Source organism: Bacillus tequilensis (assembly GCF_012225885.1).
GTDB lineage: Bacteria > Bacillota > Bacilli > Bacillales > Bacillaceae > Bacillus > Bacillus tequilensis.
The window spans coordinates 1942331-1961464 of sequence record NZ_CP048852.1 but is presented as its reverse complement, the minus strand read 5'-3'; the positions used below and the strand labels follow the sequence as shown (position 1 = coordinate 1961464).

The 19134-nt window shown below is 45.6% G+C and carries 6 protein-coding genes and 2 pseudogenes; 5 read left to right on the top strand and 3 right to left on the bottom strand.

The features are described 5' to 3' along the window. The first annotated feature begins 11 nt into the window (after window positions 1-11). The 3 genes from G4P54_RS10450 to nrnB all read left to right on the top strand — a co-directional run bounded on the left by G4P54_RS10450 (window position 12) and on the right by nrnB (window position 3710). Window positions 12-794: an enoyl-CoA hydratase gene (locus tag G4P54_RS10450; RefSeq protein WP_167872609.1), complete on the top strand. Its 783-nt coding sequence runs from the start codon at window positions 12-14 to the stop codon at window positions 792-794. A 10-nt stretch (window positions 795-804) separates the two neighbouring features. Further along, window positions 805-2340: an acyl-CoA carboxylase subunit beta gene (locus tag G4P54_RS10445; protein ID WP_167872608.1), complete on the top strand. Its 1536-nt coding sequence runs from the start codon at window positions 805-807 to the stop codon at window positions 2338-2340. A gap of 170 nt (window positions 2341-2510) precedes the next feature. Further along, window positions 2511-3710 (top strand): oligoribonuclease NrnB, encoded by a 1200-nt coding sequence (nrnB, locus tag G4P54_RS10440; protein WP_167872607.1) that lies wholly within the window; start codon window positions 2511-2513, stop codon window positions 3708-3710. A gap of 47 nt (window positions 3711-3757) precedes the next feature. Here the strand turns inward: nrnB and uptA are convergent, their stop codons facing one another. The 3 genes and pseudogenes from uptA to G4P54_RS10425 all read right to left on the bottom strand — a co-directional run. After that, on the bottom strand, window positions 3758-4354 hold the full coding sequence (uptA, locus tag G4P54_RS10435; protein ID WP_167872606.1) for an undecaprenyl phosphate transporter UptA: 597 nt from the start codon (window positions 4352-4354) through the stop codon (window positions 3758-3760). Between the two features lie 61 nt (window positions 4355-4415). After that, window positions 4416-5016 (bottom strand): annotated as a pseudogene (locus G4P54_RS10430) (hypothetical protein). A gap of 55 nt (window positions 5017-5071) precedes the next feature. Further along, window positions 5072-5229 (bottom strand): annotated as a pseudogene (locus tag G4P54_RS10425) (GtrA family protein); the annotation flags it as partial. Window positions 5230-5965: 736 nt separating this feature from the next. Between G4P54_RS10425 and fabD the strand changes: the two are divergent. After that, window positions 5966-7165 carry an ACP S-malonyltransferase gene (fabD, locus tag G4P54_RS10420; RefSeq protein WP_167872605.1) on the top strand — a complete coding sequence of 400 codons (1200 nt, stop codon included), beginning with the start codon at window positions 5966-5968 and terminating at the stop codon, window positions 7163-7165. Window positions 7166-7184: 19 nt separating this feature from the next. Then, a complete protein-coding gene (locus tag G4P54_RS10415; protein ID WP_167872604.1) occupies window positions 7185-19133 on the top strand; it encodes a non-ribosomal peptide synthetase/type I polyketide synthase in 11949 nt (3982 codons plus the stop codon). The last annotated feature ends 1 nt before the right edge of the window (window position 19134 follow it).

Sequence of the window (19134 nt, the reverse complement as noted above, 5' to 3'; positions counted from 1 at the left end):
AGGACAAAAACATGGAAGAAACGATCCTTTTTACTGTCCAGAATGATCACATTGCCGTCATCACGTTACACAGGCCTCAGGCGGCAAATGCTCTTTCAGCGAAAATGCTGAGAAGCCTGCAATCGATTCTTCAGGAAATTGAATTCAACTCAAACATTCGCTGCGTCATCCTCACAGGCACCGGCGAAAAAGCGTTTTGTGCGGGGGCTGACCTAAAAGAAAGGATCAAGCTGAAAGAAGATCAGGTTCTTGAAAGTGTATCTCTCGTTCAAAGAACTGCGGGTTTACTTGAAGCCTTGCCTCATCCAGTCATAGCTGCGATAAACGGAAGCGCATTAGGCGGCGGTCTTGAACTGGCATTGGCATGCGACCTTCGCATCGCAGCTGAAACTGCCGTGCTGGGCCTTCCGGAAACAGGGTTAGCCATTATCCCGGGGGCAGGAGGAACCCAAAGACTGCCTCGTCTGATTGGCAGAGGAAAAGCAAAAGAACTCATTTTCACAGGCAGACGCGTAACAGCACATGAAGCAAAAGAAATAGGTCTTGTAGAGCATGTCACGGCTCCTTGTAACCTTATGCCAAAAGCAGAGGAACTGGCCGCAGCTATTTCTGCCAACGGGCCGATCGCTGTCCGTCAAGCAAAATTCGCAATCAATAAAGGATTGGAGACAGACCTCGCCACAGGTCTGGCAATTGAACAAAAAGCATATGAACATACCATTCCGACAAAAGACAGGAGAGAAGGGCTTCAGGCGTTTCAAGAAAAAAGACGCGCTGTATACAAAGAAATATAAAAGGGAGGACATGCTCATGGATTATGAAAAGGAACGGACAGAGCGGGCCGAAAGGATACAAAAAGGCGGGGCGGAAAAGTATCATCAGAGCAACAAAGAAAAAGGCAAGCTCTTTGTCAGAGCGCGGCTTGCTCTTTTGTTTGATGATGACATTGAGCTTGAAGACGCTTTTTTTGCGGAATGCATGTCAGACGGGCTTCCGGCTGACGGTGTAGTAACTGCCCTCGGCAAAATCGGCGGCCGAACCGTTTGCGTCATGGCCAATGATTCAACGGTGAAAGCAGGTTCATGGGGAGCAAAAACTGTTGAAAAAATCATCCGCATTCAAGAAACAGCCGAAAAATTAAACTGTCCGCTCATTTATTTAGTCGATTCGGCAGGCGCCAGAATCACTGACCAAATCAATGTTTTTCCAGGGAGACGCGGTGCAGGAAGAATTTTTTACAACCAAGTCAAACTATCGGGACGAATTCCGCAGATCTGCCTGCTTTTCGGCCCGTCTGCGGCAGGGGGCGCATATATCCCGGCCTTCTGTGACATAGTCGTCATGGTAGACGGTAACGCCTCCATGTATCTAGGCTCGCCGCGGATGGCGGAAATGGTCATTGGCGAAAAAGTGTCTCTCGAGGAAATGGGGGGCGCCCGTATGCATTGCTCAATCTCAGGCTGCGGGGATATTCTTGCAGATACAGAAGAAGAAGCCATACGTTTGGCGCGGACTTATTTGTCGTACTTCCCGGCAAATTATCAAGAAAAAGCGCCCATGCAAGAGAGTCACCCGCCAAAACGCTTCGACATCCCTCTTGCCGACATCATTCCGCAAAACCAAAATGCGCCTTTTGATATGCAAGAGCTGATTGAGCGGGTCATTGACGAAGGTTCATTTTTTGAAATCAAAGCTTTATTTGCACCTGAATTAATAACGGGCCTCGCGCGAATTCACGGACAGCCTGTCGGCATTGTTGCAAATCAGCCAAAGGTAAAAGGCGGCGTCTTATTTCACGATTCAGCAGACAAAGCGGCTAAATTTATTACCTTATGTGACGCGTTTCATATTCCATTGCTGTTTTTAGCAGATATCCCCGGCTTTATGATCGGCACAAAGGTAGAACAAGCGGGCATTATCAGGCACGGAGCAAAAATGATATCAGCGATGTCGGAAGCAACTGTTCCAAAGCTCTCTGTCATTGTCCGAAAAGCGTACGGAGCGGGTTTGTATGCAATGGCAGGACCGGCCTTTGAACCAGATTGCTGTCTAGCGCTCCCAACCGCCCAAATCGCGGTCATGGGCCCTGAAGCAGCTGTAAACGCCGTTTACGCGAAAAAAATCGCCGAGCTTCCGAAAGAAGAGAGGGCACAATTTATCAGCAGCAAACGCGAGGCATACAAAGAGGACATTAATATCTACCGGCTGGCTTCAGAAATGATTGTCGATGCCGTGATCCCGGCTAATTCGCTGCGTGATGAGCTGGCAAAACGGCTTAAAGCATATTCGACAAAGGAAATGACATTTACCAACCGAAAGCACCCGGTTTATCCTGTATAGAAAAGCAAAGACTTAAGGAGCGCCAAAAGCGCTCTTTTTATATTTACAATAAATACATTATGTGAACTAATCAGTTTTTGCATAAAACGCTATGTTTTTTAGAATAGTAAATAAAGGCTGCCGCATCTCTGGCGGCAATTGTCAGTTCATCAGAAAAAGGGGCCTACATTATGTATCATTTATATTCACATAACGACTTGGACGGAGTAGGATGCGGAATCGTAGCAAAATTGGCATTCGGAAAAAACGTTGAGGTCCGGTATAACTCTGTCAACAGTTTAAACGCACAAGTGCAGTATTTTTTAGAGAAAGCGAAAGAGAGCAACAGACAAGACGCGTTATTCATCACCGATCTCGCCGTCAACGAAGTAAACGAAGAGAGATTGAATGAGTATGTTCATGCGGGCGGAAAGGCGAAGCTCATTGACCATCATAAAACAGCCCTTCATTTAAATGAGCACGAATGGGGATTTGTCCAGGTGGAATACGATGATGGACGGCTCACATCCGCGACATCGCTTTTATATGGCTATCTCATTGAAAATGGCTTCATGAAACCGACAAACGCCTTAGATCAATTTACAGAACTCGTCCGCCAATATGATACATGGGAGTGGGAGCGGTACGATCAAAAACAGGCGAAGCGGCTTAATGATCTGTTCTTTTTGCTGTCAATCGATGAATTTGAAGAAAAAATGATTCAGCGTCTTTCTGCGCATGACAAATTTTTCTTTGATGATTTTGAAGAAAAGCTGCTTGATTTAGAAGACGCGAAAATCGAGCGCTATCTCCGCAGAAAGAAAAGGGAAATGGTGCAAACCTTTGTTCACGAACACTGTGTGGGCATTGTTCACGCGGAATCTTATCATTCTGAGCTGGGAAACAGGCTCGGAAAAGAAAATCCGCACCTCGATTACATTGCGATTTTAAGCATGGGGTCAAAACGGGTCAGCCTGCGCACCATTCATGATTACATCGATGTGTCAGGAATCGCCGGCCGATACGGAGGCGGCGGACATGCTAAGGCATCCGGCTGTTCAATCACCGACGACGTATACGAATTGTTTGTGGCTGAAGCATTCCGAATTGATCCTGTGCGGCCGGATGCTTTCCGTAATATCTATAATGTAAAGGGATCTGCGAACGGATCATTATACGAAAATCGGGAACAAATGAGATTTTTTCTGTTTCCTTTAGACAGCGAGTGGAATATCCAAATGAACGGGGAAACACAGGATGAAACATTCGCTGCGTTCGAAGAAGCTGAATGGTTTATTAAGAGAAACTATGCCGCATCGCTTGTGCGGGACGAAGTATTTGTCGCATTTTTAGCGGAGCATTTGAAGCTGGCAAACCAGCATCACAGGTAAAAAAATATGCATAGGGGAGATCAGCCGTCCCTATGCATATCCGCTAGCTATCGTTTAAAGATGGCTGCCCGTTTTTTAATTACAAAATAAAGCGCAATCACGACAATAGCCAGTATCATAATCGGTGTCGTATAAGTGCCCGCAATGTTCTCAACATGATCCCACTGGCTTCCGAGCTGAATGCCTAAATAAACAAAAAGGATAGACCACGGGATGATCGCAAGCACAGTCAGTGCCACAAATTTAGAAAAAGGCATTTTGGCAATACCTGCGGGAATCGATATCGCATGTCTGACAACCGGTATAAAACGTGCTGAGAAGACAACTCCAGCGCCATACTTTTGAAACCAATTTTCTGACATGTCAATATGATGCTTTTTAATCAATAAGTACTTCCCGTATTTGTCCAAAAACGGTCTGCCGCCATACCGCCCGATCCAATAAATAAAGATCTGGGCAATGGTGCCCCCGATAACACCCGCAATAATGGCACCAATAAATCCAATCGTGCCTTCCGATACCATATAGCCGCCATAGGCCAATACAATCTCACTCGGAATGATTTCAATCATCAATCCAAGCGCAATACCCGCATATCCCATACTCGTCAGCCATGTTAAAATTTCGCTTATCAAACTGCCCACATTCTTCACAACCTGTCCTAATCTTTTTCACTATTATATGACTGATGAACGAATAAGATGGTTACAATTTTTTTCGCAGCATTTCTTTCGTTTCCCGTTTGATCACATCCTCTAAATAAGCAAAAGCTGATATCTCATATCGGGGATTTCAGTGCTCGCTTTAAAAAACAGCCCAGCTTATCGCCAATGTCCCATAACGGCGATTTCTGAAGGTGTTCTTGACTATATCCTTCACGTCATACACATGCCCAGGAGATCCAGAAGTATTTATTATACCATATTTGCTGACATCCTCAGGGAGGACTGGCCGCACACCGACAAAGCATCGTATACATCTATTAATTACCGTAGAGCTGGTTTTTCAGACACCGTACTATCATCACCTAAGGGCTCATCTCTGATAAAATGCTCCGCATACAGCACGCATCACCTAATCCGGGCCTTTCTGCGGATGTAATGAATATTGGCCAAATCGGCGATCTGCTGCATTTCCTTAAATGTTACCGTGTTGCCTTTTTCCCGCAGATTAACTCCAAATCCGCCGACCGGTCAAAATGATCTTCAATCGGGCATTAATCTGCGGCCTCTTCTACAGCATATTGGATTGCTGGTTTGTCCTCGATTGGGAGCCTTTCTTTATGCCGCGCTTTTGTCGCCGGCATAAAGCTCGTTCCTAAGCCCGGAGCGGGGATGACCGCTTTTCTCACTTTTTTCTCTTCACTCCTGATCCTGTATGTTTTTCAGCGAATCTCCAAATACCCAGATTCGGTTTCGATAAAATTCATCACCATTTCGCCGATAGTGGCTGTGAGCTTACTCACCAAAAGCGAACAGCCGCCTTTTTGAAACAAATAAAGCAGCAAAAAGGTGATCCCCTTGCCGTACATCAAAGCCTTGTTCACAAAAGGTTGACAAAATATGACGGATTATGAAAAGGGGGTTTGCAGAATGATAACGAAATGTCTTATAAAGAAGAACAATGTAAACAGAAATCAGCGGAAGAAGCAGCCGGAATTCAATAGATTGAGAAGTTCCGCGCCTTGATTCCCTATCAGCCTCCAACAAGACTGAACAAGAACCAAAACAATTTGTTTCTAATGATAAATTCCTCTTATGAAGATGCAGCTTGCATTCAGCAATGGTGATGGATCGATTTACTGGATCAGTCAGTATCCGGGCAAGTCTATTCATCTAATTCTATGTCATATTTATTTTCCTCATCCATATTCATTCCTTGTGCTACATCTAATCGAGGGTAATCAATTTACAATCCTCGACAGATATATAGATGAATTTTTACAATTAATAAATAATGTATAATTTCTGACACAATTATGTCGATAGACCTAAAACATATGAGGGGGAGGTCTTAGTGAAGAAGAGTCGGTATAGCCTTCTATCCCGGCTCTTATCCTCTCTCTTTAAGACTGATTTTTCTGTGCAGCCCCATCTTTTATTTCATGAATAAATGTATCCAGTTCCTTTGTAAAATCGAACAATAACTCCTCCGAAAGTATCCTATACACATTTGTTATAATCATGCTAGGATGTTATATAAAGGGATAATTTGTATGATATTGTATTTCTGTTCAATATGATCGGAGGAATCTCATGAACAATCTTGCCTTTTTATTTCCTGGACAAGGGTCTCAATTTGTAGGAATGGGCAAACAATTTTGGAATGATTTTGCGGTCGCAAAAAGATTATTTGAAGAAGCTGGCGACGCGATCTCCTTGGATATAAAAAAGCTGTGTTTTAACGGTGATATGAATGAATTAACAAAAACAATGAATGCGCAGCCCGCTATTTTAACAGTCAGTGTGATTGCGTTTCAAGTGTATATGCAAGAAATAGGGGTTAAGCCGCGCTTTCTTGCAGGTCACAGCTTAGGAGAATACTCGGCGCTTGTCTGTGCCGGCGCCCTTTCTTTTCATGATGCCGTTACACTTGTAAGGCGGAGGGGGATTCTTATGCAAAATGCGGATCCCCAGCAGCAGGGGACAATGGCTGCTGTGACCCGGCTCTCTCTTCAAACATTGCAAGAAATGTGTGCGAAAGTGTCGACAGAAGACTTTCCGGCAGATGTAGCCTGCATGAATTCAGACCGGCAGCATGTCATTTCCGGACATCGGCAAGCTGTGGAGCGTGTCATCAGGATGGCGGAGGATAAGGGGGCGGCATACACTTATTTAAATGTAAGTGCACCTTTTCACAGTTCAATGATAAGATCGGCATCCGAACAATTCCAGAGTGCATTACAGCAGTATTCCATCCGGGATGCCGCATGGCCGATCATTTCAAATGTCACCGCGCGCCCTTACAGCAAAAATTCGATCAGCGAACATCTCAAGCAGCACATGACGATGCCGGTAAGATGGGCGGAATCAATGCATTACTTGCTTTTACAAGGAGTCACGGAAGTCATCGAAATGGGGCCGAACAATGTCTTATCCGGTCTGCTGAAAAAAATAACGAACCACATTGTACCTTATCCCTTTGGACAGACATCTGATATTCACCAGCTTTCCAATTCAGCGGAAAGAAATAAACTTGTTGTCCGTTTACGCAAAAAACAACTGAATAAATTGATGATTCAAACCATCATTGCTCGAAATTACAACAAGGATTCATTGGCTTATTCCAACCTGACGAACCCATTATTTACGCAAATCCAAGAGCTGAAAGAGAGAATGGAAAGACATGAAAATGAGCTCTCAGAACAAGAGCTCGAACATTCGATCCATTTATGCAAATTAATTTGCGAGGCTAAACAGCTTCCGGCTTGGGAAGAATTGCGGATTTTAAAATAAAGCGCCCAGGAGGGGACCTATGTATACCAGTCAATTCCAAACCTTAGTAGATGTCATTCGGGAAAGAAGCAATATCTCTGATCGCGGGATCCGTTTTATCGAATCCGATAAAAAAGAGACAGTTGTCTCTTACCGCCAATTGTTTGAAGAAGCGAAAGGCTTTCTTGGCTATTTACAGCATATCGGCATTCAGCCGAAGCAGGAAATTGTATTTCAAATCCAAGAAAACAAATCATTTGTCGTTGCTTTTTGGGCTTGTATATTAGGAGGAATGATCCCGGTACCAGTCAGTATCGGAGAAGATGATGACCATAAGCTGAAGGTGTGGCGCATTTGGAATATATTAAATCATCCGTTTCTGATTGCCTCTGAAAAAGTATTGGACAAAATAAAGAAATACGCTGCAGAACACGATTTACAGGATTTCCATCATCAATTAAACGAAAAATCTGACATCATTCAAGATCAAACCTACGATTACCCCGCTTCGTTTTATGAACCTGATGCGGATGAACTGGCTTTTATCCAATTTTCTTCCGGATCGACAGGAGATCCAAAAGGAGTCATGTTAACGCATCACAACTTAATACATAACACGTGCGCCATTGGGACTGCCCTAGCCATTCATTCGAAAGACTCTTTCTTATCATGGATGCCTTTAACGCATGATATGGGGCTCATCGCCTGCCACCTTGTTCCCTTCATAACCGGAATCAATCAAAATCTAATGCCTACAGAATTATTTATTCGCAGACCTATTCTTTGGATGAAAAAAGCTCATGAACATAAAGCCAGTATTCTATCCTCTCCTAATTTCGGGTACAACTACTTCCTTAAATTTCTGAAAAACGAACCAGACTGGGATTTATCCCATATCAAAGTCATCGCAAACGGTGCAGAACCGATATTGCCGGAGCTCTGTGACGAATTTTTGAAAAGATGCGCAGCATTCAATCTGAAAAGATCCGCTATTTTGAATGTTTACGGTTTAGCGGAAGCTTCGGTTGGCGCAGCGTTTTCTAAAATAGGTAAAGAATTCGTTCCTGTTTATTTGCATCGTGACTATTTAAATCTTGGTGAACGAGCTGTAAAAGTCAGCAAAGAGGATCAACATTGCGCTTCATTCGTCGAAGTGGGACAACCCATTGACTATTGTCAGCTTCGGATCTCCGACGGAGCAAATGAAAGAGCAGAAGACGGAATCATCGGTCACATCCAGATTAAAGGGGACAATGTGACTCAAGGGTATTATAACAACCCCGAGAGTACGGAAAAAGCGCTGACTTCTGACGGCTGGGTAAAAACGGGAGACCTCGGATTCATTAATGAAAGTGGCAACTTAGTCGTAACCGGAAGAGAAAAGGACATTATTTTCGTGAACGGAAAAAATATCTACCCGCATGATATTGAACGGGTTGCGATTGAAATGGAAGAGGTTGACTTAGGAAGGGTTGCCGCCTGCGGTGTATATGACCAAAAGACACAAAGCGGAGAAATCGTGCTCTTTGTTGTTTTCAAAAAATCGCCTGAAAAATTTGCCCCGCTTGTCAAAGAGATCAAAAAGCATTTATACCAGCGGGGCGGCTGGAGCATAAAAGAAGTACTCCCGATCAAAAAGCTGCCAAAAACGACGAGCGGGAAGGTGAAACGATATGAACTGGCCAGACAGTATGAGGCAGGGGATTTTTCATTAGAGTCTGCCGCCATTAATGAATGTTTGGAGAGCGGCCCGGAAAAAACCGGACAGACTCCCATTCATGAAATCGAAACGGAATTACTGTCTATCTTTTCCGATGTGCTCGATGGGAAAAAGGTTCACCTCACTGACAGTTATTTTGATATGGGCGCAAATTCATTACAGTTATCACAGGCTGCCGAGCGTATAGAACAGAGATTTGGACGCGAGCTTGCCGTCTCCGATCTCTTTACGTATCCTTCTATCACTGATTTAGCGGCATATCTGTCTGAAAGCCGGGCTGAAATCAAGCAGAACGTGACAGCAAAACCAAGCCGTGTGACGCCGAAAGATATCGCCATTATTGGGATGTCGCTCAATGTCCCGGGAGCATCAACTAAAAGTGATTTTTGGAATCTGCTTGAAAAAGGAGAGCACAGCATTCGAGAATACCCTGCATCTCGAATGAAAGATGCGGCCGATTATTTAAAGTCCATCCAAAGTGAATTCAATGAGAATCAGTTTGTGAAGGGCGGTTATTTAGATGAAATCGACCGATTTGATTATTCGTTTTTCGGTTTAGCGCCTAAAACGGCTCAGTTTATGGATCCTAACCAAAGACTGTTTTTGCAGTCTGCATGGCATGCGATTGAAGATGCAGGCTATGCCGGCGACAGCATAAACGGGAGCCGGGTCGGGGTATATGCAGGGTACTCAAAGGTGGGCTACGATTATGAACTCCTCCTTTCTGCGAATTATCCGGAGGAACTTCATCAATATATAGTAGGCAATCTTTCTTCTGTGTTAGCCAGCCGGATCGCTTATTTCTTAAATTTAAAAGGGCCGGCGGTTACAGTGGACACGGCTTGCTCTTCATCGCTTGCCGCCGTTCATATGGCATGCAAATCTTTAATTTCCGGCGATTGTGACATGGCTCTTGCCGGCGGAATCCGGACATCGCTCTTGCCGATCCGTATCGGACTTGATATGGAATCCTCGGACGGATACACGAAAACGTTCAGCAAAGATTCAGACGGCACGGGCTCGGGTGAAGGCACGGCAGCAGTCCTGTTAAAACCTTTGCAGGATGCGATTCGCGACGGAGACCATATTTACGGCGTGATTAAAGGAAGCGCGATGAATCAAGACGGAACGACCGCCGGGATTACCGCACCGAATCCGGCAGCTCAGACTGAGGTCATTGAGACGGCCTGGAAAGACGCGGGCATTGCTCCTGAAACACTGTCTTTCATAGAAGCGCATGGCACCGGAACGAAGCTCGGCGATCCGGTTGAATTTAACGGGCTTTGTAAAGCGTTTGAAAAGTATACGGCAAAAAAACAATTTTGTGCGATTGGTTCTGTTAAATCGAACATCGGTCATTTGTTTGAAGCCGCAGGCATCGTTGGACTGATCAAATCTGTCCTCATGCTGAATCACAAGAAAAACCCGCCTTTAGCGCACTTTAATGAACCTAATCCGCTCATTCAGTTTCACTCTTCGCCATTTTATGTGAATCAAGAAGCTGCAGCGTTCACATCAGGTGAGGAGCCGCTGCGAGGCGGAATCAGCTCGTTCGGTTTTAGCGGAACGAACGCTCATGTGGTGTTGGAAGAATACACCTCTCAAAATGAGGATGCACCTGAGGACGAGCATGAACCGCACCTATTTGTTTTATCCGCTCATACTGAAAATTCACTCTATGAACTCGCACAGCAGTACCGGCAATATGTATCGGAGGACAGCCAAGCTTCATTGAAGTCCATTTGCTATACAGCCAGTACGGGCAGAGCTCATTTGGATCATGGTATTGCCATGATTGTATCCAGTAAGCAAGAACTATGTGACAAGCTGACTGCCGTAATCCAGGGAGACAGACATCTTCCCGGAGTATACGTTGGTTATAAGAACTTGAAGGAAATGCTGCCAGCCCATAAAGAGGAGCTGAATAAACTAGTCGCGGATCTGGTTGAGCAGCGTATACGCACGCATGATGAACGGATCACATGGCTGAATCGCGCCGCCGCATTATTTGTGCAGGGAGCCGTTATCGATTGGAACGCGCTTTATGCCGGTGAAACTGTACAAAAAACGCCATTGCCCTTATATCCGTTTGAACGGAACAGATGCTGGGCTGAAGCTGACCATTTGCGCTTAAACGAGGTCAAAGAGAGAGGAGAAGCGGCATTGAATATCAATCAAACGAAGGCGCATATTGAATCCTTTCTGAAAACTGTAATCGGCAATGCTTCCGGAATCAGAGCGGATGAGCTCGATCTGAATGCTCATTTTATCGGGCTCGGAATGGATTCCATCATGCTGTCACAGGTCAAAAAAGCCATCGCGGATGAATTTGGTGTAGACATTCCGATGGATCGTTTTTTCGATACGATGAACAACCTTCAAAGTGTCATCGATTACTTGGCTGAGACCGCTCCATCGTCCTTTGCACCCGCCCCGGCTCATGAGGATGTTCCGGCGCAGGAAAAACCGGTCGTTTCAGATCCACAGCCTGAATCTGGTCACAGAGAAGAGCATCAAGAGTATATGCTCGAAAAAATAATCGCTTCTCAGAATCAATTAATTCAGGATACCTTGCAAGCTCAATTAAATAGCTTTAACTTGCTGAGAAACAGCGGACATCATTCCAATGTGAAAGAATATGCTAAAGCACAAGAGAAATCAATTCCGTCTGTCAAGCAGGGGCCTCCGGCTGTCGCTGCAGAAAAGACATTGACTCAAGAAACGAAGCCCTATGTGCCTTTTCAGCCCCAGAACCTGCATGAACAGGGACACTATACAGCACAGCAAAGACAATACTTAGCAGATTTCATTCAGAAATACGCAGACAAAACGAAAGGTTCCAAACAATATACGGACAAAACCCGATTTGCTCATGCAAACAACCGCAACTTGTCCAGTTTCCGTTCATATTGGAAGGAAATCGTGTACCCGATTATTGCCGAACGTTCAAACGGTTCCAAGATGTGGGATATTGACGGAAACGAATATATCGATATCACCATGGGATTCGGAGTCAACCTTTTCGGGCATCATCCGCCCTTTATTACACAGGTTATCGATGATTCAACCCGTTCATCATTGCCTCCGCTCGGCCCGATGTCAGATGTTGCCGGTGAAGTTGCCGATCGGATCCGCACATGTACTGGTGTAGAAAGGGTCGCTTTCTATAATTCCGGAACAGAAGCCGTCATGGTTGCCCTTCGTTTGGCGCGGGCGGCAACAGGAAGAAAGAAAGTCGTGGCGTTCTCAGGCTCTTATCACGGCACGTTTGACGGCGTCTTAGGGGTTGCCGGCACAAAAGGCGGGGCTGAGTCTGCGAATCCGCTAGCTCCGGGCATACTGCAGAGCTTTATGGATGATTTGATTATTTTGCATTACAACAATCCCGATTCGCTCGAAGTGATTCGCAGCCTCGGGGATGAATTTGCAGCCGTACTGGTGGAACCGGTACAAAGTCGCAGGCCGGATTTACAGCCGGAAGCATTTTTGAAAGAACTGCGGGCGATCACGCAGCAATCCGGGACAGCCCTGATTATGGATGAAATCATTACCGGATTTCGAATCGGTCTCGGCGGCGCGCAGGAATGGTTCGGCATTCAAGCCGATTTAGTGACCTACGGGAAAATCATCGGCGGCGGGCAGCCGTTAGGGATCGTTGCCGGAAAAGCTGAATTCATGAATGCGATAGACGGGGGAACCTGGAAGTATGGGGACGACTCCTATCCACCAGACGAGGCGAAACGCACGTTTGTGGCCGGCACCTTTAATTCTCATCCGCTTACCATGAGAATGTCATTAGCCGTGCTTCGTCATTTACAAACCGAGGGAGAACACCTGTATGAAGAGCTGAATCAAAAAACAGCCTCCCTGATTGATCGGCTAAATCGCTACTTTGAACAATCGCAAGTACCGATCCGCATGGTTCAATTCGGTTCTTTATTCCGATTTGTCTCATCGCTCGATAACGACTTGTTCTTTTACCATCTCAATTATAAAGGGGTCTATGTGTGGGAAGGACGCAACTGCTTCTTGTCTGCGGCGCATAGCGCGGATGATATTGAACATATCATTCAAGCCGTTAAAGACACGGTGAAGGATCTTCGCCGAGGCGGATTTATCCCGGAAGGTCCGGATTCCCCTGACGACGGCGGCCATAAAAAATCCGGGACGTACGAGCTTTCACCTGAACAAAAACAATTGGTTATGGCGTCCCATTATGGGAACGAGGCTTCTGCGGCTTTAAACCAGTCCATTATGCTGAAAGTGAAGGGTGAACTACAGCATACACTCTTAACACAAGCCGTGCAGCATATCGTCGACCGTCACGAGGCTTTACGTACGGTAATTCATGTCGATGACGAGGTGCAGAAAGTGCAGGAACAGATGAATATAGACATTCCCGTCATTGATTTTACCGGTCATCCAGATGAGCAACGGGAGTCAGAAATGCAGAATTGGCTGACAGAAGATGCCAAGCGGCCATTTCATTTTCATGAACAAAAGCCCTTGTTTCGAATCCATGTGCTTACATCGGCTCAAGATGAACATCTGATTGTGCTCACGTTCCATCATATCATTGCCGATGGATGGTCAATCGCCGTTTTTGTTCAAGAGCTGGAGGGCAGCTATGCGGCAATTGTACAAGGAAAACCGTTTCCGCTAAAAGAGGCTGCTCCTTCGTTTCATCAATATTTAGACTGGCAGCAGGCGCAGATTGATGGCGGCCATTATGAAGAAGGAGTCCGTTATTGGCGGCATCATCTCTCTGAACCGATACAGCAGGCAGTCCTGCCGAGCGCCGTTTCTGTCCGTTATCCGAACGGGTATGAGGGAGACCGATGTACCGTCAGGCTTGGACGGCCCTTAAGCGAGGCTTTAAAATCATTAAGCATTCGGATGAAAAATAGCGTATTTGTGACGATGCTGGGCGCATTTCATCTTTTTCTGCACCAGCTAACCAAACAGTCCGGCCTTGTGATTGGAATCCCTGCAGCAGGTCAATCGCATATGAAACAGCATGATCTGATTGGAAATTGCGTCAATATGATTCCGGTGAAGAACATGTCTTCTTCAGAAAGCACTTTATCCGGTTTTCTTGGCAGTATAAAAGAAAGCGTGAATCTTGCAATGCGGCACCAAGCCGTCCCGATGACATTGGTAGCCAGACAGCTTCCGCACGATCAAGTGCCGGATATGCGTATTATTTTTAATTTGGACAGGCCCTTTCGAAAGCTGTATTTCGGAAAGGCTGAGGCGGAGCCCATTGCATACCCGGTGAAATGCATGCTTTACGATTTATTTCTTAACATAACAGATGCAAACCAAGAATATGTTCTTGATTTCGACTTTAATACGAACGTCATCAGTCCGGAAGTCATGAAAAAGTGGGGAGCGGGCTTTACGACATTGCTGCAAAAAATGGTTGAGGGGGATTCAGTCCCTCTTGACGCCATGATGATGTTTTCCGATGAAGAACAGCATGATTTACAAGAACTGTACGCCGAACACCAAAAGCGGGTCTCTTCAATCGTAAGCAATACGGAAAACTTTGCTGATGCCTACGAGGCGCCGGCAAATAAAACGGAGCGGCAGCTGGCGCAAATTTGGGAGGAACTTTTCGGCGTTGAGCGGGTTAGCAGATCAGATCGCTTTCTGGATCTGGGAGGAAACTCACTCCAAGCGACGCTTATGCTTTCCAAAGTTCAGAAGACATTTGATCAAAAGGTTTCTATCGGACAATTTTTCAATCACCAGACTGTTAAGGAATTAGCGCGTTTCATTGAGAATGAAAAGAAAGTCATGCACCTCCCGATAAAGGCTGCTGAGAAAAAAGCGTATTACCCAACATCGCCGGCGCAGCAAAGAGTATATTTCCTCCACCAAATGGAGCCGGATCAGCTGGCTCAAAATATGTTCGGGCAAATATCCATGATAGGGCAGTACGATGAGCACGCCCTGATTTCTTCCCTTCAGCAAGTCATGAAGCGGCATGAAGCGTTTCGCACGTATTTTGAAATTGCAGATGGCGAAATCGTCCAGAAACTTGAAGATGAAGTGGATTATAACGTTCAAGTCCGGACGATGAGCCGGGACGAATTTGACGCCTATGCAGACCGATTTGTAAAACCATTCCGTTTGGAACAAGCTCCTTTGGTTCGCGCGGAACTGATCAAGATCGATAACGAACAGGCCGAGCTGCTCATCGATATGCATCATATTATTTCGGACGGTTATTCCGTCAACATCCTTACAAATGAATTGCTGGCTTTATATCATCAACAACCATTACCGGACATTGAATTTGAATATAAAGATTTCGCCGAATGGCAAAACCAATGGCTGAATGAGGATGCCATAAAGCAGCAGGAGACATATTGGCTGGAACAATTTCAAGACGAAATCCCGGTCCTTCAACTGCCGACAGACGGTTCAAAAGCGGCGGAACAGTCTTCCGAGGGACAGCGCGTGACGTGCTCCTTACAGCCGGATGTCATCCGTTCGCTGCAAGATCTGGCACAAAAAGCGGGAACAACTCTCTATACGGTGATGCTGTCCGCCTACAAAGTGCTGCTTCATAAATATACGGGACAAGAAGACATGGTCGTAGGCACGCCTGCTTCAGGAAGAAATCATCCGGACATCGAACATATTATCGGAATTTTCATTCAAACCATCGGAATCCGGACGAAGCCGCACGCCAATAAAAAGTTTACGGATTATCTAGAAGAAGTAAAGCGGCAGACGCTGGATGCTTTCGAAAACCAAGACTATCCATTCGACAAACTCGTCGAGAAATTAAATGTACAGCGGGAAACAACCGGAAAATCACTGTTTAACACGATGTTTGTGTTTCAAAATATTGAATTTCATGAAATCCGCTACAATGAATGTACATTTAAAGTGAAAGAACGAAATCCCGGAGTCTCTTTATATGATTTAATGCTGACGGTCGAAGATGCCGGACAACAGATCGAGATGCATTTTGATTTTAGACCGGGACAGTTTGAAAAAGAATCCATTGAACAGATCACAAGACATTATACCAGCATTTTAAACAGCCTTGTTGAACAGCCGGAGATGACGCTGTCTTCCGTTCCTATGCTGTCTGAAACCGAACGAAAGCAATTGCTGACGGAGTGTAATGACACAATGACGCCTTATCCGCATAACGAAACGGTTTCCCGCTGGTTTGAAATACAGGCGGGACAGCGGCCTGATCATGAAGCCGTTATTTTTGGCACTGAGCGGTACACGTACAGACAGCTCAATGAACGGGCGAACCAATTGGCGCGGACGTTACGGACAAAAGGTGTACAAGCGGATCAATTCGTTGCCATCATCTCTCCGCATCGGATCGAGCTGATTGTCGGAATTTTGGCTGTTCTGAAAGCCGGCGGCGCATACGTGCCGATTGACCCTGAATATCCGGAAGATCGGATTCAATACATGCTGAGAGATTCAAAGGCGGAGATTGTGTTGACACAGCGCTGCCTGTTGGATCAATTACCGTATGATGGTGACGTTGTGCTTTTGGATGAGGAAAGTTCATATCATGAGGATCGCTCGAATCTTGAATTGGACAGCAATGCGCATGATTTGGCCTACATGATTTATACGTCGGGTTCTACGGGAAATCCGAAAGGTGTACTCATTGAGCACCAGGGATTGAGTAATTATATTTGGTGGGCGAAAAAGGTGTATGTGAGAGGCGAGAAAACCAACTTTCCATTATACTCTTCCATCTCTTTCGACCTGACAGTGACTTCGATATTTACACCGCTGGTTACGGGAAATACCATCATTGTTTACGATGGAGAGGACAAAAGCGCCGTGCTTTCTGAGATTATGAGGGACACAAGAATAGATATGATCAAATTAACCCCGGCACATTTGCATGTACTGAAGGAAATGAATATAGCCGATAGCACCACAATACGGAAAATGATTGTCGGCGGAGAAAATTTAAGCACCCGTCTGGCCAAAAGTGTCAGCGAGCATTTTAAAGGCCGGCTGGACATTTTCAATGAATATGGACCGACGGAAGCTGTCGTCGGATGTATGATTTATCACTTCGACGCAGAACGGGACAAGCGGGAATTTGTACCGATCGGCACTCCGGCTGCTAACACGGATATTTATGTGATGGATGCAAGCCAAAACCTGGTTCCGATCGGGGTAATCGGCGAAATATATATCAGCGGACCGGGTGTTGCCAGAGGGTATTGGAATCGCCCTGATTTAACGGCAGAGAAGTTCGTTGACAACCCGTATATCCGAGGCGCGAAGATGTACAAATCAGGGGACTTGGCTAAGCGGTTGAGAGATGGAAATCTTGTATATGTTGGGCGCATCGATGAACAAGTCAAAATCAGGGGACACCGAATCGAACTTGGTGAAATCGAAGCAGCGATGCATAGCGTGGAAGCAGTACAAAAAAACGCGGTTACAGTCAGAGAAGAAGAAGACGGCTTAAAACAATTGTGCGCGTATTACGTAAGCGACCAACCTATAGCGGCAGCGCAGCTTAGAGAACAATTGTCTTTGGAGCTTCCGGACTACATGGTTCCGTCTTATTTTGTCCGTCTGGAGGATATGCCGTTAACATCCAACGGGAAAATAAACCGTAAAGCACTGCCTGCGCCCGAAGCGAGTCTGCAGCAGTCCGCTGAATATGTCCCGCCGAGCAATGAGATAGAGTCTAAACTGACAGAATTATCGAAGGAAGTGCTCGGAATAAGCCGTGTGGGGATTAAACATAATTTCTTTGATCTCGGAGGAAACTCCATTCGAGCGGCGGCCTTGGCCGCCAGAATCCACAAAGAGCTGGATGTGAATCTGTCTCTCAAAGACATATTCAAGTTTCCTACCATTGAACAATTGGCTGACAAGGCGTTACACATGGACAAGCATCAATATGTACCGATTCCGGCCGCAAAGGAAATGCCCTATTATCCGGTTTCTTCAGCTCAGAGACGGATGTATTTGTTAAGTCACGCAGAAGGCGGCGAGCTAACTTACAATATGACAGGTGCCATGAGCGTGGAAGGAGAAGTTGATCCCGACCGGTTAAACGACGCTTTCCAAAAATTAATCGAGCGTCATGAAGCGTTGCGGACCAGCTTTGAATTATATGAAGGTGAGCCGGCACAGCGAATTCATAAGAACGTCGACTTTACGATAGAGCGAATTCAAGCAAGCGAAGAAGAAGCGGAAGACCGTGTGTTTGATTTCATCAAAGCGTTTGATTTAGCCAAACCGCCTCTGATGCGGGCCGGACTGATTGAAATTGAACCTGCGCGGCACGTGCTTGTGGTTGATATGCATCATATCATTTCTGACGGCGTGTCCGTCAATATTATGATGAAAGATCTAAGCCGACTCTACGCAGGGAACGAACTGGACCCGCTCTCTGTTCAATATAAAGACTATGCGGTTTGGCAGCAATCGGATATTCAGAAACGGAAGGTCAAGAGTCAGGAAACGTATTGGCTGGATCAGTTTCACGATGACATTCCCGTACTGGATATGCCTGCGGATTACGAGCGGCCTGCCGTACGCGATTACGAGGGCGAATCCTTTGAATTTGTTATACCGGAACACTTGAAACAGCGTTTAAGCCGTATGGAAGAAGAAACAGGAGCAACACTGTATATGATTTTATTGGCAGCCTATACGATTCTTTTATCCAAATACAGCGGACAAGAGGATATTATCGTAGGAACGCCGTCTGCCGGGCGGACTCATTTGGATGTGGAGTCAGTTGTGGGAATGTTCGTCAATACGTTAGTCATCCGCAATCACCCGGCGGGCCGTAAAACATTTGATGCCTACTTAAACGAAGTAAAGGAAAACATGCTGAACGCCTATAAAAATCAAGACTATCCGTTGAAAGAATTGATTCAGCATTTACATCTTCCAAAAGATTCAAGCCGCAATCCTTTGTTCGATACGATGTTTGTGCTGCAAAATCTCGACCAGGCTGAATTGACATTCGATTCCCTGCAGCTCAAGCCGTATCCATTTCATCATCCGGTTGCCAAATTCGATTTGACCTTATCAATTCAGACAGACCAAGACAACTATCACGCTCTATTTGAATATTCGAAAAAACTGTTTAAGAAAAGCAGAATCGAGGCTTTATCAAATGACTTCTTGTACATTCTATCTGTGATTCTGGAACAGCCAAGCATTTTAATCGAACATATCGGACTGAGCGGCAGCAATGAGGAAGAAGAGAACACGCTTGATTCGATTCAATTGAACTTTTAGG

Bases quoted from the DNA above. Each gene is read 5' to 3' on its own strand.
- G4P54_RS10450 (WP_167872609.1), top strand. From the start codon at position 12: ATGGAAGAAACGATCCTTTTTACTGTCCAGAATGATCACATTGCCGTC.
- G4P54_RS10445 (WP_167872608.1), top strand. From the start codon at position 805: ATGCTCATGGATTATGAAAAGGAACGGACAGAGCGGGCCGAAAGGATA.
- nrnB (WP_167872607.1), top strand. From the start codon at position 2,511: ATGTATCATTTATATTCACATAACGACTTGGACGGAGTAGGATGCGGA.
- fabD (WP_167872605.1), top strand. From the start codon at position 5,966: ATGAACAATCTTGCCTTTTTATTTCCTGGACAAGGGTCTCAATTTGTA.
- G4P54_RS10415 (WP_167872604.1), top strand. From the start codon at position 7,185: ATGTATACCAGTCAATTCCAAACCTTAGTAGATGTCATTCGGGAAAGA.